Source organism: Paenibacillus azoreducens, from assembly GCF_021654775.1.
In the GTDB taxonomy this organism is placed as follows: domain Bacteria; phylum Bacillota; class Bacilli; order Paenibacillales; family Paenibacillaceae; genus Paenibacillus_AQ; species Paenibacillus_AQ azoreducens.
This window is the reverse complement of record NZ_AP025343.1, coordinates 6491538-6507446: the sequence shown is the minus strand read 5'-3', so window position 1 is coordinate 6507446 and position 15909 is coordinate 6491538. Positions and strand designations below refer to the sequence as shown.

The window sequence follows — 15909 nt, the reverse complement described above, 5'->3', positions numbered from 1 at the left end:
AATGCCAATTGGATGGCAATAGATATATATGGAAACGGAGGCGGCCATCAACGGTTATCGCCGTGATTTGGCCGCTGTTCAGGGTTTTCGGTTTTTTGCGTTATGGTTATAAGTAAAGTGTGAACAACTTTCAAAAGCCCGATTTTTCGCTTTAGGAACGGTCGCGTCTGGCCATTTGCTGCCACACGGTTCCCGCCGCTTGCTCGCCGGATTCGATCCGCTCGAGCGCCATCCGTGCCTGAAGACTGACTTCAAACTCGGGATCATCGACGGCTTCCTGCAGCGCTTCTTTGGCGTCTTCCGTTCCCACTTCGTACAGGAAGCGGGCAGCGCGCCAGCGGACGATTTTGCTGCTGTCCTTGAGCAGGGCAAGCATGGCAGGCGTAGCCGCCGGATCGCCGATGTCCGAGAGGGTGTCCCCGGCTGTGCGGCGCACGGTAGGCGAGCTGTCTTTCAGTGCCTCATACAGCAGTTCCATCGCTTCCGGCGTGCGCAAATCGCCAAGGTACACAACCGCCAGCCGCCGGGTTTGCATTTTTTCGTCGTGAAGCGCCTTTTGAAGGAGCGGCAGATGCTCTTCGGTTGGCGACATGCCGTCGAGCGCGGCATAACGCACACGCCAATCCGTGCTGTTCATCGCTTCACGGAGTTCTTCACCGCTCAATTCGCGGCGTTTTTCCTCAAATTCCTCGCTGCTGGCGCCATGGGCAATCGCCTGCTGAATCACTTGCTTGAGGCGTTCCTCCGGAAATGCCGCTTCAAGCTCCTGCTCCACTTCGTTCGCGATTTCTTGCAGTTCGCCGTAGCGGACCCCGTAATCCTTCAGTTTTCGCTCTTTGATCAAGGTTGCGGCCGCGACTTCCATAACCGCTTCCGTAAACCGCTGGGGCAGCGCTCGACGCTCTTCCTGCTTGCCGGATTTAACGCGGATCTGCATCGGGATGCCCCGGAAAAACTGCACCAGCACCTCGGCTTCGCCAAAATGGTCGGCGGAATTCTCTACATCCTCCAGCAGCGCATTTTTCACGCCTTCCTGACCGAAACGTTCCTGCACCTCCCCCAGAATGACCGACCAGTCGGCATTGCCCTGGCGTTCAAGCGCTACAAAGTCAAGCGTATGGAATACGCTTTTTACCCCGCCTATATGCAGCATCTCCCGGATCCAGGCTGGAGCGGAACGTTCATTTTCAAGTGTATATGTTTTGCGGATTCCTGGCTCCAGGCTTTCATCCAAATGCAGTTTCATGGAGTTCGGACTCGGTGTCGGTTCTATAAATTTAATTTTCATTGCAAGTTAACCTCCTTTATTGCGACCGAAGTTGACGGCCAAGCTATATGTGATCTATTTCATATTGTACCTTAGTTTGCCTCTGACAAAAACTCTTTGGATATGAAAGGGAATTTTGAGCCAAACTGTTTACGAACATAACCCAACTGCGGTGATTTTCGGAAATCATGGAGGTTGATCAAGCTGATCGGAAAGCAGGAAAAGATGCTGGCTGCAGTCTGTGTCTTCGTCGCCGCAGTATGTCTTTATGGCGCCGTCAAAGGATTTTTGCGTTTTATCGGCTATTGGGACTAAAAACAGATAGAAAAGGCTGAAGGAAGGAGCGGTTCAAAGTTTATGACATCTCTTGATCCCGTGCTGCTGAGCCGGTTTCTAACCGGGTTGACCCTGTTCGTGCATATTATTTTTGCGTCGCTGGGCGTCGGTATTCCGGTTATGATCGCGTTGGCGGAATGGAGGGGCATTCGCGCGAATGACCCGCATTATACGCTCCTGGCCCGCCGGTGGGCCAGAGGGTTCGTGATCACGGTGGCCGTTGGAGTCGTGACAGGCACTTCCATCGGGCTGCAGCTCAGCCTCCTATGGCCTTCGTTTATGCGGGTAGCGGGACAAGCCATCGCACTGCCGCTTTTTATGGAAACTTTCGCTTTTTTCGTTGAGGCCATTTTTCTCGGAATCTATCTGTATACCTGGGATCGGTTCAGAAGCAAGCTAGTCCATTTGTCGCTCCTGATTCCGGTTGCCATTGGCTCGTCGGCGTCCGCGTTGTTCATTACGACGGTTAATGCCTTTATGAACGCGCCGCAGGGCTTTACGCTGACGGATGGCGTACTTACGGATATTCGTCCGCTCGAAGCGATGTTTAATAAGGCTACGCCAACCAAGGTGGCCCATGTGCTCGTATCGGCCTATACCTTTTGCGCAGGTGTTCTTGGCGGTATTGCCGCTTACAGCATGCTGCGCGGACAAAAGCATGTCTATTTCAAAAAGGCGCTGAAGCTGACCATGGTGTCCACTTTTGTATTTGCCGTAGCCACCGCGATGGTTGGCGATTTTTCCGGCAAATACCTGGCCAAATACCAGCCTGAGAAGCTGGCTGCCGGCGAGTGGCATTTTGACACCCGTCCATATGCGACTCTGGTATTCGGAGGTGTGCTCGGCAAAGATAACGAAGTCCGCTACGGGCTGAAGATCCCTTACGCGCTCAGCATACTGGCAGGCAATTCGCCGCGTACGGAAGTTATCGGGTTGAATGATTTCCCGGAGGATGAACGTCCGCCGCTTTCAATCCACTATTATTTTGATGCCATGGTCGCGCTGGGCGGTCTGCTTGTATTGATTCCGCTTCTGTACATGCTCCGCGGATGGGTGCCTGGCGGCAAGGCTTATCCAAGATGGCTGCTGATCGGGATTATGGCCTTGGGCCCGCTCGCATTTGTGGCGATTGAAGCAGGTTGGATGTTTACGGAAGTCGGGCGCCAGCCCTGGATTTTGCGCGGATACATGAAGACGGCGGAAGGCGCCATAACATCCGGTCACGTGGGTTTGCTCGTTGTGCTGTTCGTTATTTTGTATTTCGTAGTATGCCTTTCTTGCATCAGGGTGCTTAGCAAGCTGTTCCGCAATCAAGATGCGATGGAAGAGATCAAGGCGCTGGAAATGAAAGGGGACAGGCCGTAAATGAACTACGAACTGATTGGGATTACCGTGCTGTGGGTATTTTTATTCGGATATATTATTGTTGCTTCCATTGATTTCGGCGCCGGTTTTTTCAGCTTCTACAGCGTGGCGCTTGGGCATGGGAATTTGGTGCATAACATCATCCAGCGCTACCTTTCGCCGGTATGGGAGGTCACGAATGTTTTTTTGATATTTTTTTATATCGGGTTGATCGGTTTTTTCCCGGATGCGGCTTATTATTACGGTACGGCCCTGCTTGTTCCCGGAAGTCTGGTCATCGTATTGCTGGCCGTGCGCGGGGTGTATTACGCATTTAACACTTATGGAAGCAGCAAAGAGAACAATAAGGTGTATATGGCTTTGTATGGGGCGACTGGCATTCTGATTCCGGCTGCGCTGTCAACGGTTCTCGCGATTTCGGAAGGGGGAGTGATCACGGTGCGGCATGCGAAGGTGGAGGTGTCCTGGCCCCATTTCTTCGCTAATCCTTATACTTGGTCCGTCATTTTGCTTGCACTGGTCAGCGTGCTGTACATATCGGCGATGTTTTTGAGCTATTATGCGAAGATGAGCGGCGATCAGGGGGCGTTTGAAATTTTGCGCCGATATGCCCTTGCGTGGAGCGGCCCGACAATTGCGGCTGCACTGCTGGCGTTTTTTGAGATCAATCGGCAAAATCCGGAGCATTTTCGGGGCATGCTGGAGAACGCGTGGATGTTTGCCGCCTCATTCCTCTGCTTCCTGATTGCCGTGTATCTGGTTTGGAGCAGGCGGCATCTGGGCTGGTGCTTTATGATGGTTATGCTGCAATTTGCGTTCGCATGGTTCGGCTACGGCCGTTCCCATCTGCCTTATGTTTTGTATAAGCAAATCAATATTTACGAGAATTTCACCAATGATACGATGGCGATCGCGCTGATTACGGCGTTTGGCCTGGGGCTCATTGTGCTCATTCCATCACTGGTTTTACTTATGCGGCTGTTTTTATTTGACGCCAAATATGTCCGCGGCAGCTCTGCGAAGAAAGGGTGAAGTTTCATGGAAGATTTCTTTATCTTCATTGCACCGTCAGGGGTTGTGGCCGCATCGCTCCTGTTTCTGGCCGTCTACATCGGCATTTACAACGATCCCAGGGACGAGTAGGCTTTCCCGGGATGCGCTCTATCTCTGCTGGTACGCCGGGTTCCTTTCCGGGTAAAATGGAGTTAACGGCTTGTACGAGAAGGAGGGGAGCAATTTGCCCAAAATGCGTTACGGCAACATGGACAGCGTCAGTACGGACCATACCGTAAAAGATTTCAAACAATGGCGCCGGGAACGAAGAAACAAGAAAAAGGACTTATCCTACCTTGTGCCAAACGTGGTTCCCGAACTCGAATATTTGCATGCGAACCGCCGGGACACGTCCATCACTTGGATCGGACATTCAACGTTTCTGATTCAATACGAAGGACTGAATATACTGACCGACCCGGTCTGGGCAAGACGGATGGGACTAGACCGCAGATTGGGTGAACCGGGTATCGGCATCCGCGATATGCCGCCCGTTGATGTCATATTGATCTCGCATTCCCATTACGATCATCTGCATGTGGCATCCATCCGCAAGTTGTACCGAGCGGAAACGAAGCTGTTCGTGCCGGTCGGGCTGCGCCGGAAAATGATCCGTAAAGGATTCCGCAATTGCGTCGAACTGGGATGGTGGGAAGATGCGGTCATTCGGGGCGTGAAAATTTCTTTTGTACCTGCACAGCACTGGACGAGGCGGACTCCATTTGATACGAACACCTCGCATTGGGGCGGTTATGTCCTTCAACCGGCTGATGCAGAGGAGCCTGCTTCCGGCCGGGAAGCGGGGCGGACGCCGCCAAACCTGTATTTCGCTGGGGACAGCGGATATTTTCCCGGTTTTAAGGAGATCGGGAGACGTTATCATATCGATGCCGCGATGATCCCGATCGGGGCATATGAGCCGGAATGGTTTATGGGTACGCAGCATGTCAATCCCGAAGAAGCGCTGCAGGCTTTTCTCGATGTCGGCGCGGAAACGATGATTCCGATGCATTACGGCACGTTCCGTCTGGCGGATGATACGGCGCGGGAGGCGCTGGACCGGATGGAGGCCGAGCGGGAGCGGCTTGGAATTAAGGCGGAGAGCATTCAGGTGCTGAAGCATGGGGAAACGCTGCGGATTCAGCCTTAAACTGCGGCCATTAACACCTATCCGCCGGATGCTTTTGACAGAGCAAGAGAAATAACCCGGCGTAAGCTTTAATGTAAACATCCTATCATGATTCCACCCTTCAGGAGCGGGAACTGATAGGATGTTTTTGTTATGCGAAAGGGAAAGCCCTTTCTCCAGCGGAGATACGTCGATAAGACCTTCTTTTTATGCTATAATGTGCAGAAGTATATGTGAAAGGGATGGTAATGCTTAATGATCAGTACAAGCGGCGTGACGCTCCGTTACGGAAAGCGCGCACTTTTTGAAGATGTGAATATAAAATTTACCGCAGGCAACTGCTACGGTCTGATCGGTGCCAACGGCGCCGGTAAATCGACCTTCCTCAAAATTCTGTCCGGGGAGATCGAAGCCAACATCGGCGAAGTTCATATGACACCGGGCGAACGGATGGCCGTCCTGAAGCAGAACCATTTTGAATATGACGAATATCCGGTTCTCGAAACCGTTATTATGGGACACAGCCGTCTTTATGACATTATGAAAGAAAAGGATGCCTTGTACGCCAAAGCCGACTTCTCTGAGGAAGACGGTCTGCGTGCGGGTGAACTTGAAGGAGAGTTCGCCGAGCTGAACGGCTGGGACGCCGAGCCGGATGCGGCTGCGCTCCTGATCGGCCTCGGCATTCCGCGCGAACTGCACGACAAGAAGATGGAAGAGCTGAGCGGCAACGAGAAAGTCCGCGTGCTCCTGGCCCAGGCCCTGTTCGGCCGTCCGAACAACCTGCTGCTTGACGAACCTACCAACCACTTGGACCTTGAATCGATCCAATGGCTTGAAAACTTCCTGATGGATTACGAAGGCACTGTTATCGTGGTATCCCACGACCGTCACTTCTTGAACAAGGTTTGCACGCATATTGCGGATATCGACTTCGGCAAAATCCAGCTGTACGTCGGCAACTACGACTTCTGGTATGAATCCAGCCAGCTGGCGCTCCAGTTGCAGCGCGAATCCAACAAGAAAAAGGAAGAGAAAATCAAAGAGCTGCAGGCATTTATTCAACGCTTCTCCGCGAATGCTTCCAAGTCCAAGCAGGCGACGTCCCGCAAGAAGCAGCTGGATAAAATTACGCTGGATGACATCCGTCCGTCCAACCGCAAATATCCGTTCATTAACTTCAAACCGGAGCGCGAAGCCGGCAAGCAGCTGTTGACGGTGGACCGCCTCACCAAATCGGTGGATGGCGAGAAGGTGCTGGACGATCTGAGCTTTGTTGTAAACAAAGGCGACAAAATCGCGTTGGTGGGCCCGAACGGCCTGCCGAAGTCGATGCTGTTCGAAGTGCTGATGGGACGCACTGAACCCGATGCGGGCGAATTCTCTTGGGGCGTAACCACGACTCAAGCGTATTTCCCGAAAGACAACTCGGAATATTTCGACGGGGTGGATCTGAACCTGGTTGAATGGCTGCGCCAATACTCCAAGGATCAGGATGAAACGTTCCTGCGCGGATTCCTGGGCCGGATGCTGTTCTCCGGGGAAGAGGCCCTGAAGAAAGCCAGCGTTCTCTCAGGGGGCGAGAAAGTGCGCTGCATGCTTGCCAAAATGATGCTGAACGGCGCAAACGTGCTGCTGCTTGACGAACCTACCAACCACTTGGATCTGGAATCGATTACGGCATTGAATAACGGATTAATCGATTTCGACGGAACGATTTTATTTACTTCGCATGACCATCAGTTTATTCAGACGATTGCCAACCGCATCATCGAGATTACGCCTACAGGCATTATCGATAAAGCAATGACCTACGATGAATATCTTGAAAGCGAAGAAATCAAGGCGCTCCGCGAGAAAATGTATCCGGACGGCTTGTAAGAGCCGATGCTTGAATATGCAAAAAAAGCTGCTTTCCCGGCAAGGGGGAGCAGCTTTTTTTGGCGTTTCAGGGCTAAAGCCCGTTTCCCATCATGAACCGCCGGTGCGGCGGCGCTGATTGTTTGGCTTTTTATTGTTTTGGCTTTTCATCGCTGCCGGGGAATTCCCTTGAAATCCGCCGGGTTTAAAAGATGTGTTTTGCTGTTTCTTCTGCTCCAGCTTGGCACGGATTGCGTCAGCCAGATTGACCTTTTTGGATTGATTATTATCGGACATGGGCGGACCTCCCTTAAGCATGTGTATTCAATTTTATCCGTTTTTGCGGCTTCCCACAAGAGATTCCGAAGACAAAACCTCTTGACCCGCGGCAATTATGTTTCTGTAGACCCACACGGATTTCGTTTGTTAGGATTAAAAAGTACTTAGGAAACCTGATGAAAAAGGTGGCTTCGGACTGTGAACATATATGATGATATACGAAAAGGGGAGCGGGGAGCGTGGGTCAGCATCGCGGCCTATCTGATCCTTTCCGCCTTTAAGCTGGTGAGCGGTTACCTGTTCGCATCAAGCGCGCTGGTCGCCGACGGTTTTAATAACGTAACCGATATTATCGCCTCACTTGCCGTCCTGGTCGGTCTGCGCATATCAAGGAAACCGCCGGATTCCGATCATGCCTACGGGCATTTCCGGGCGGAGACGGTGGCGGCGCTGCTTTCTTCATTTATTATGGCGATGGTCGGCATTCAAGTACTGTTCGATGCGGCGCGGTCTTTGTTTTCGGGCATAGAAGCGAAACCGGATTTATGGGCTGCCGGGATTGCGGCGGTGTGTGCGGTCTGCATGTACGGGGTATACCTCTACAACCGGAATCTGGCGAAAAAAATTAATAGCCAGGCGCTCATGGCTGCGGCTAAAGATAATTTTTCGGATGCCATCGTCAGTGTTGGAGCGGCGATTGGCATTGTCGGCGCGCAATTCGGACTGAAATGTCTGGATGTGGTCGCAGCTTTTGCGGTCGGGCTTCTGATTTGCAAAACGGCATGGGATATTTTCCGGGATTCGACCTACCGTTTGACCGACGGCTTTGATGAGGAGGAGTTGAAGGATTTGCGCAGCGCCATCGGCAGCACGCCGGGCGTCGAAGGCATTAAGGATGTCAAAGCAAGGGTTCACGGCAATCATGTTCTGGTGGATGTGGTGATCGAAGTCGATCCCCGTCTGAGCATTATCGAAGGACATCGGATCAGCGACGAAATCGAAGAGCGGCTTACGGATATGCATAACATCATGAATGTGCATGTTCATGTGGAACCCAAGGATGTGGACATATTGGAGCCGGGAGTTCACGGGCTTGCCATCAAAAAATAAGGGATTGTGCCGAGGCGAAACGATGCTGGCCTTCGGGACCATCCCGTTTTTAATGTCTGCATGGCGGCGCTGAGTGTTCAAATGTTTTGACGCATTTCACTTGAAGGAGTTCTTATCGGCATTCCGCTTGTCTAACGAAACTTGCAGTCGTTATTTGAGCAAAAAGAGGCTTCCAAATTTTTTAACGAAACAGGGTATCGCTATTGCTCAGAATTTGTGGTGTTGGATCGAGATTTCGCCTGAATAACGCTTCTGTGTTTCGTTACATCTGAAAAGGCAGCTTTTTAGCTGAAATAACGTTTCCCAGTTTCGTTTGCATCGACAGAATATCTTTACAGCTTATTTCCTTTTCTGGCACTCCAAAAGATAGATGTCTAACTCTTGACTCAATTTTAAAACCGCTTCGTCTGTTAAACTCTTCCTTTCGTTGACAACCTTTATCAATTCCCTGCGGGTGTTTTCAATTTTTTCTATTAAGGTGATAGGTTCTTCACATAAAAAGTAATATGGCACTAGAGTGCCGGTACATGAGTTTATCCGGTTCATTTTCATACCCCATCCATAAATATCATCTTGCACTTGATTATAGATGGAGTTGGTAAAAATAGCCTATTTTGGGTTATTGCGCAACAATTTTATACTCAATATAACAAAAAACGCCCAGGCAGGCGTTTTAACAAATAAGACCATTTTTAAGCATATATGAATAAAACGATATACCGAATAACTTACAGGCTATCCCATACCCATATCAGTGATGTGGACTACTTTTGAATGTGGGTGATACCCAAGGTGGATCTGCGGACACAACATTAGGAATAAGTGCAGTTCCTAAAGCAACCAGTAATATTGCAACTAAAAGGATCGGCGTTTTTGAAAACAGCTTTTTCATGCTATCAATCCTTTCTTTATTAATTGATCGAACATTAGATCTAATTTCTTCACAACCTCCATGGTTAGGAGTGTTTCATCTTTCATTATGGCATGACTAATATGCAACAAACTCAGGATTGCTTTATCATACATGCCGATATCCATATACTTCCACGTACTTTCAATATAACAGTCGAATGCTTCCCCACATAATTGCATGTTAAGCAACAAAATCCCTTTAAGCAAATAAAAATATGCTAACCTCGATTTTTTAAATGGTGTTACACGTTCATCATTAATACTCTCCAGCATCCAATCTTCATACTTTAAGAGTCTTTCCGCTGACACAAAGTCGTTTATAGAAAGATAAAGATTGAATAATTCAGTTACTGCGTAAATGAGGTTATAGTCTGATGGATTTTTTAAATAGTCCTCTAATTGTAAAATGGCCGATTCCGTGTTCCCTAATTTCCCATTCGTTATCAACTTCATCAGTCTGGCATTATCGGATATGTAGGAGAACGGGAATTTACTGCATTCTTCAAGATAAACTCGGCATTGTTCATATTGTCCCAAATAATGGTATGAACAAGCGATACTGTAAACAGCTTTTGCTTTATACTCACCTAGTGGTTCATCCTTCTCCAAGATATACGAACATAAGCTGATGCACTCTTCGTATAGCATGAGGTTATACGCATGAACAGCCAGGCTATAATGTGCTATTATTTTTTCCTTGTCACTAAGGAAGTTTGCATAATCCAAAATATATTTTCCTGATTGATAGGTTTCCTTTAATTTGCTGAAATCATTTCTTTCAATCATGTATTTCCGGTACAATCCTTTAGCAATATAGGGCATGATTCCATGGGAACGCGAGTAATCAATGATGAGGTGGCATAGAGATAATTGAATGGGGGCATCTTCTACGGAGTCTATCGTTTGGTACAATTCCTGAACCAGCTCGAAGCTATCTTCGCTTGGCGTTTCAAGAAACTTGGCGGCTATTTTATAAATGAGCGGCGGATGCTCGATTGTTGCCAATTCGTTCTGCAAAATGGAGTAGATCACCTCTGATTTATGTCCAAGCTCGATATACTGTTCTACGATGTCGTTATGGGGAATATCTAATGCAGCAGCAATGGATAATATGGACTGAAAATCCGGACGTTTGACTCCCCCGCTTTCAATTCTCGACAAGCTGCCCTTATCAATGCCGACAATTTCTTGCAGCTTTGATAAGCTTAAATTTTTATTTTTTCGATGGTATTGTATCAGTTCCCCCAAGTTTTTAGACTCCGAAGTAACGGTATTCACTTCCTCACCTCCTCTTAAAGAAGTAGAAATAGAAATAGATATAGAAATAAATAATTAACCACCTATATATTACCATTTAGTTAAAAGTATGTAAATGTCCTCATCTCCTGCATATTCAATCTAATCCGTAGTTGAATCGTTGATAGTCTTGGAAGTTACCGATAAGTAATCTTTAAAGTTATGTATCTTGTTCTCAGGAAATATATTCCTTTATTTTCCTTATAATCATAATACAAGGAGAAATCAAGACTTAAGTCCTGTCTAGTGCTAATATTTGGAGTGGTATTTTGTGAGAAAAGGAGCATATGGTATTTCCTGCCTTATGACTATAATGGGGACAACAACGTTTCATATCAGTCAGCACAAGGAGGAATGACATGATTAACATCAAGAAAATTTTGCTTGGATGCCTGCTTGTTTCTGCGGCGGTTTCCACGGCAATCATGGTCCCGGCAGATTCCAAGGCTCAAGCTGCTGCAGCAGTGACGCAAAAGAATGAAACTTTGCAAACAGGCATTATTCAGGCCACTGTAAGACTAAGGGACAAGCCTTCGATGTCGAGCGAGGTTGTAGGTTACTTGAAAAACGGCGAAAAGGTAACGATCCTTGACAAAAGCACTGTTTATTTTTATAAAGTGAAAACCTCGTCGGGGCAAGTGGGCTATACCAGTTCCGCGGATAAATACATAACGCTTGCAGAGGATGGGGCTCCCGGAACGGAATCCGGATCAGGATCAAGTTCGGAATCGGGATCATCCAACAAGCCGGATCATGACTCCGGTACCGTAACGCCAGCTCCCGGAACGAATGTCAGCGCAGCCATTGAGCAGATGGTTCAAACCGGCATGAAATATTTGGGCACTCCTTATGAATATGGTTCCGACCGCAATCAGACGAACACATTCGACTGCTCGGCGTTTACCCGCCAAATATTCAAAGAAGGGGCAAACATTACGCTCCCGATGGATTCCCGCCAGCAAGGAACCTGGGTGAAGGAAAACAGCAAGGCTGTTTACAATCCTGATCAGCTGAAACGCGGTGATCTGGTGTTTTTTATGAGCTATAAAGGTTCAGGCGCTTCCGCATATGCAGGGGTGAATAAGGATCAGGAGCGGATTACCCATGTGGCCGTATATCTAGGGGACAATAAGCTGCTGCATACGTATTCCACTGAAGCCGGGGGCGTTGTGGTCACGGACTTCAGCAACTCATGGAAGCTGCGTTTCCTGTATGGAGGCAGCGTAATCAAATAAAATCGTAAGAAAAAAGGACCGGGAAAATGCCGGTCCTTTTTTTGTAGATTAGTTTTTTGGAGTCCCGCAAAGTATTTGGAATAAGTATCGAAGCAGAGGCTTCACTCAGTACTTTTGCTCCGCAAAAGCGCCCCTCTTTGAGAGGCGCCCTTACTTCTTTCCGATACACTTTGCGGGGTTATTTTAGTATGGTTCAGCTGCTATGTAGCCGAAGATTATTTGGCTGTAGGGATATGCATCCAGGCATTGCCGAGCCAAGTATAAATTTCAAGCCATTCGCCATTGCCTTTCGTATCGGCCACGCGTTTGCCCGTACTGAACACGGTTTGCGGCGCCAGTGTATTTGCGAGTTTGCCTTCTGGCTGGAAATAGAAAGGAGTCGCTTCCGTAATCTCCAGCGTCAACGTGCCTCCAGTGCTGCTTGGCTGCGAGCTTGGCGGGCTATATTTCTCTGTAGGTTCCACGACTGTTGTGGAAGTGCCTGTAACCGGCGCCGAAGTTTGCGCTTGATCGGCCCCCTTGTTATCTGCATCCGCGAAAGCAGCCGTTCCCATGGAAGCCATCAATCCGACAGCAACTGCAAAAGCCATGATTTTTTTCATGAGTATTTCTCCTCCTTGACATGAATAATGCTGGTGCTCATATAGTAGGAATAACCCGAGTTTGGTAAATTGAACCATAATACATTCAGCGGTTTGCTGAAATTGATATCATTCTATAATCTACCAAATAATACGGATATTCAGTATAATCTATAGTAAAATGCTTCAAAAATCAACCAGGAGCTTGGAGTGATGGACGTGATTTCGAAAGAAAACGCAGTAATTTTGTTCCAAGGGGATTCGATCACAGATGCAAACCGGGATAGAGGATTTCTTCAAAATCATTTTATCGGCCAAAGCTATGTATTTTTGATTGCGGCCAAGCTGGCGACTGATTATGCGGAAAAAAATCCGCAATTCATTAACCGGGGGATCAGCGGCAACCGGGTCTCCGATTTGTATGCCCGCTGGAATGAGGATGCATTCAGCTTGCAGCCGGATGCAATCAGCATCCTGATCGGAGTGAATGACGCGTGGCGAACGATGTCGGAAGAGCCAAGCGGCGTAACGGACCGTTTTGAAAGAGCTTACAGACATTTGCTTGAAGAGACGAAGGAAGTTTTGCCAAACACCCGTTTAATCCTATGCGAACCGTTTATACTTCAAGGATCTGCGACGGAAGGGAAATGGGATGAGTGGCAGAAGCTGGTCGGCAAATATCAAGGTATTGTGCGCCGGCTCGCGGAAGAGTTCGGTACGGTTTTTGTGCCTCTGCAGGATGCATTGGATGAGGCCGCAAAAAGAGCCGAACCTACCTATTGGCTGTATGACGGAGTGCATCCGTCGGGAGCCGGGCATGAAGTGATTGCCAGACGCTGGCTGGAAGTCGTCGAAAAAAGCGGTTTAGTATAAAACGGTTCATCGGATAAGAAACGGCTCCTTTCCGGGCGGAGAGGGCCGTTTTTTTTGAAGATTATAGAATTTATAAATTTTCTTGCTACGCTGAACAATTCTATAATCGCAAGAAAAACTATCTCTAAGCGCGGTCTGTCTTCTATGAAAATACGTCGATAGACGTTTTTCTTACGGCGATTCGTGATTCATAAAGGATTTCAGTATAATAGGAGAATATACGGGCGATAGAGATTGCCCGGGATGGAAAGGAGGCGGAATATGAAAATACTGTTTCGGATTGTGCTCACATTGATTGTGCTTGCCGTCATTGTATGCGGAGTCGGAATTTGGTATATTGCTCCTGATAAGAAGCTGGATCTGAGGTATCAGGATATCGATGTCAAAGCCAAGGCCGTCGAAATGCTGAAGACGCAAAAGCCGGAAATCACGCTCAGCGGCAGCGAATTAAATGAACTGGCCAAAAAGGAGCTGCTGAAGCATCTGGGGGATATTCCGCAGCAGATTACCGTCACCGGCGCGGAATTCCATTTTAGCGGACAAGAGGTAACGACAGATATTAACGGAAAATGGAACGGGATGATTCCTTTTGGCGCGGAACTGACATTCTTTATGGAAGCAAGCGGCAGCGTGCTCGAGCTGCATCATGAATCGACGCGAATTAAATCCTTGCGGATACCTTCAGCGCAGCTTGGTCTTGGCAGCATTGAAGTGCACCTCAAGGATCATTTGCCGGAGATGCTGACCGTGGATCAAATCCAGTTTTTGCAGGAAGGCGTCAAATTGACCTTCAAGGTCGACTGGATGTCGCTGCCGTCGCTGCTGTTGAAATAGTCCGATCCACTAAGGATCGACCGAAACCATAAAACCAGGCGCGCATTAAAGCGCTTGGTTTTTCCACGTTTCATGGAAGTAGGCGTTATCTTGGCTATCTTGTTTCGGGTTTCGATGGATCGGGTAACTAAGGGGTATTACAACAAAAAATAGAGAGGTATGGTTTGATCGGGGGAGACGTTGTTCAAGCCATATCAGAAGAGGGGTATTTTAATGCTCGTTGGAGTTAGTGTTGCCGTTATTGCCGCTGCTTTTGTCGTTTTGGTCATCTATTTGGTCAAAACGCTCGTAGCTGCAAAAGATTCGCTTGAGCAAGCGGCTAAAACGCTGCAGGAGATCCAGCAGACCGTCGATGAGCTCGGCTATGAGGTCAAGCAGGTTGTCAGGCAGGCCAGCGAAGTGACCGCAGATGTCCAGCACAAAATGAAGCTGATTGATCCGGTAATGGATTCGGTCAATCATGTGGGCGAGGCGCTCAGCGAAATTACGCTCGCTGCGAAACAAGCCTCTGCAGCCATGGTTCAGGGTTTTAGGCAGACCAAAGCCAGAAGGGGTGTTCGTCCATCTGCCGCTCGGCCTGCATCCCCGGCACCGGAAGAGCGTCCGCAGTCGTCTTATACGGCCGGGGGCGAAGCTGCCTCAAAAAAATCAGACCCAGGCTGGATGAAATGGGCGGATATTGCAGCTACCGTATGGCAGAAGGTCCGCAGTTAAAACTTTCGGTCGAAGGCTAAAGTGAAAGTTGCAGAAAGGGGGGGAAAGATGCTGAAAATAATTGCTTTGCTGGTAAGTGTGCTTTCTCCATTGTCCTTGATGCCTGCCGCTTCGCCTGCTGCCGGTCTTGCAACATCAGAAACGGCGGCCCATCATGCGGCTGTGGCAGGTCCAGCCAAGGATCAAGCCGTCAAGATGAAGCCGCCTTTGCAACATTTTGACACGATGAACGGGATTTCATTAAGCGATACCTCGCGGGATGTGCTTGTAAAAAAAGGAAAACCGCTGCGGGTCACCCATGACCGTTGGACCGGCTGCAATGAATATCACTATAAAGACGCTGTGGCTGGCATATGCGACGGAATGGTGGACTACGTTCATATTCCCGTGAGCGCAGAAAAAATGCGGATCAACGGGAACTGGGTTTCGCTAAAACCAAGCGACGTTGAAAATATGCTGGGGAAACCGCAGTTTGTGTCTGAGGACGGAAGCGTGTTTATCAGGGGATTTCATGCGGTCAAATTATATAGGGATCCGAATACGGGTGCAGTACAAGGCGCGGATTTTTTCGACAGCAGGACGGAATGAAACAAAGAAAGCAATTCAAGGAACAGCGTTTCATCTCTCAAGCCCGAGGTTAAGAAGTACATGAGCGGGATTACAAATGGCTAAGGGAGAGTGAAAATCATGAATTCAACTAACCATGCAAAATCTTATGCAAAGGTCGTAAACAACGGAATTCAAGCCGTTGAGGAAGTGAACCGTCTCCGGAACAGCGGATATCTGCGTGATGATATCTATGTACTGGCCCATGACGGCGACCGGACGGACCGGATTGCCGACACGGCAAGCGCAAACGAGATAGGCATCAAAGAAGAAGGCATGTTTGATGCTCTTGCCAATGTATTTCGTTCCCGGGGTGACCAGCTTCGGACCAAAATCACTTCTCTAGGGTTTACGGAAGCTGAAGCCCAGTTTTACGAGAGAGAGCTCGATCTTGGCAAAGTGCTTGTCATAGCTGGAAAAGAGTAGTCTGCGATCAAGCTAGTCCGCCCGATATGAATC

General features: G+C 48.7%; 16 protein-coding genes. 11 read left to right on the top strand and 5 right to left on the bottom strand.

Translation table 11 applies throughout. The annotated features are described in order from the left end of the window. Positions 1-151 precede the first annotated feature (151 nt). On the bottom strand, positions 152-1288 hold the full coding sequence (locus tag L6442_RS29140) for a virulence factor (RefSeq protein ID WP_212979029.1): 1137 nt from the start codon (positions 1286-1288) through the stop codon (positions 152-154). Positions 1289-1624: 336 nt separating this feature from the next. Here L6442_RS29140 and L6442_RS29135 point away from each other — a divergent pair, with 336 nt between their 5' ends. The 4 genes from L6442_RS29135 (at position 1625) to L6442_RS29120 (ending at position 7031) form a co-directional block, all read left to right on the top strand. Beyond that, positions 1625-2968, top strand: a complete 1344-nt coding sequence (locus L6442_RS29135) for a cytochrome ubiquinol oxidase subunit I (RefSeq protein ID WP_212979028.1) — start codon at positions 1625-1627, stop codon at positions 2966-2968. Beyond that, positions 2969-4000 (top strand): cytochrome d ubiquinol oxidase subunit II, encoded by a 1032-nt coding sequence (locus L6442_RS29130; protein ID WP_212979027.1) that lies wholly within the window; start codon positions 2969-2971, stop codon positions 3998-4000. Between the two features lie 205 nt (positions 4001-4205). Beyond that, complete coding sequence (locus L6442_RS29125; protein WP_212979026.1) at positions 4206-5171, top strand: MBL fold metallo-hydrolase; 966 nt, start codon at positions 4206-4208, stop codon at positions 5169-5171. Positions 5172-5405: 234 nt separating this feature from the next. After that, complete coding sequence (locus L6442_RS29120; protein WP_212979025.1) at positions 5406-7031, top strand: ABC-F family ATP-binding cassette domain-containing protein; 1626 nt, start codon at positions 5406-5408, stop codon at positions 7029-7031. 90 nt (positions 7032-7121) lie between these two features. Here L6442_RS29120 and L6442_RS29115 read toward each other — a convergent pair whose 3' ends face one another. Further along, positions 7122-7307 carry a hypothetical protein gene (locus L6442_RS29115; protein ID WP_194232494.1) on the bottom strand — a complete coding sequence of 62 codons (186 nt, stop codon included), beginning with the start codon at positions 7305-7307 and terminating at the stop codon, positions 7122-7124. 180 nt (positions 7308-7487) lie between these two features. Here L6442_RS29115 and L6442_RS29110 point away from each other — a divergent pair, with 180 nt between their 5' ends. Continuing rightward, positions 7488-8399 (top strand): cation diffusion facilitator family transporter, encoded by a 912-nt coding sequence (locus L6442_RS29110; protein ID WP_212979024.1) that lies wholly within the window; start codon positions 7488-7490, stop codon positions 8397-8399. A 339-nt stretch (positions 8400-8738) separates the two neighbouring features. On the opposite strand, the gene L6442_RS29105 is transcribed toward L6442_RS29110, so the two are convergent. Both L6442_RS29105 and L6442_RS29100 read right to left on the bottom strand, forming a co-directional pair. Continuing rightward, positions 8739-8945, bottom strand: coding sequence for an aspartyl-phosphate phosphatase Spo0E family protein (locus tag L6442_RS29105; protein ID WP_212979023.1), 207 nt, complete (start codon positions 8943-8945; stop codon positions 8739-8741). A 342-nt stretch (positions 8946-9287) separates the two neighbouring features. After that, entirely contained in the window at positions 9288-10589 is a 1302-nt protein-coding gene (locus L6442_RS29100; protein WP_212979022.1) for a helix-turn-helix domain-containing protein, read from the bottom strand. Positions 10590-10966: 377 nt separating this feature from the next. On the opposite strand from L6442_RS29100, the gene L6442_RS29095 reads away from it, so the two are divergent. Then, positions 10967-11842 carry a C40 family peptidase gene (locus L6442_RS29095; protein WP_212979021.1) on the top strand — a complete coding sequence of 292 codons (876 nt, stop codon included), beginning with the start codon at positions 10967-10969 and terminating at the stop codon, positions 11840-11842. A 215-nt stretch (positions 11843-12057) separates the two neighbouring features. On the opposite strand, the gene L6442_RS29090 is transcribed toward L6442_RS29095, so the two are convergent. Beyond that, entirely contained in the window at positions 12058-12444 is a 387-nt protein-coding gene (locus L6442_RS29090; protein ID WP_212979020.1) for a hypothetical protein, read from the bottom strand. Positions 12445-12636: 192 nt separating this feature from the next. On the opposite strand from L6442_RS29090, the gene L6442_RS29085 reads away from it, so the two are divergent. From L6442_RS29085 to L6442_RS29065, 5 genes are all read left to right on the top strand, one after another. Further along, entirely contained in the window at positions 12637-13296 is a 660-nt protein-coding gene (locus L6442_RS29085) for an SGNH/GDSL hydrolase family protein (protein ID WP_212979019.1), read from the top strand. A 261-nt stretch (positions 13297-13557) separates the two neighbouring features. Continuing rightward, positions 13558-14130 (top strand): hypothetical protein, encoded by a 573-nt coding sequence (locus L6442_RS29080; RefSeq protein ID WP_212979018.1) that lies wholly within the window; start codon positions 13558-13560, stop codon positions 14128-14130. 213 nt (positions 14131-14343) lie between these two features. Continuing rightward, on the top strand, positions 14344-14844 hold the full coding sequence (locus tag L6442_RS29075; protein ID WP_212979017.1) for a DUF948 domain-containing protein: 501 nt from the start codon (positions 14344-14346) through the stop codon (positions 14842-14844). Between the two features lie 48 nt (positions 14845-14892). After that, positions 14893-15432, top strand: coding sequence for a hypothetical protein (locus L6442_RS29070; RefSeq protein WP_212979016.1), 540 nt, complete (start codon positions 14893-14895; stop codon positions 15430-15432). A 99-nt stretch (positions 15433-15531) separates the two neighbouring features. Then, positions 15532-15876 carry a YflT domain-containing protein gene (locus L6442_RS29065; RefSeq protein WP_212979015.1) on the top strand — a complete coding sequence of 115 codons (345 nt, stop codon included), beginning with the start codon at positions 15532-15534 and terminating at the stop codon, positions 15874-15876. The last annotated feature ends 33 nt before the right edge of the window (positions 15877-15909 follow it).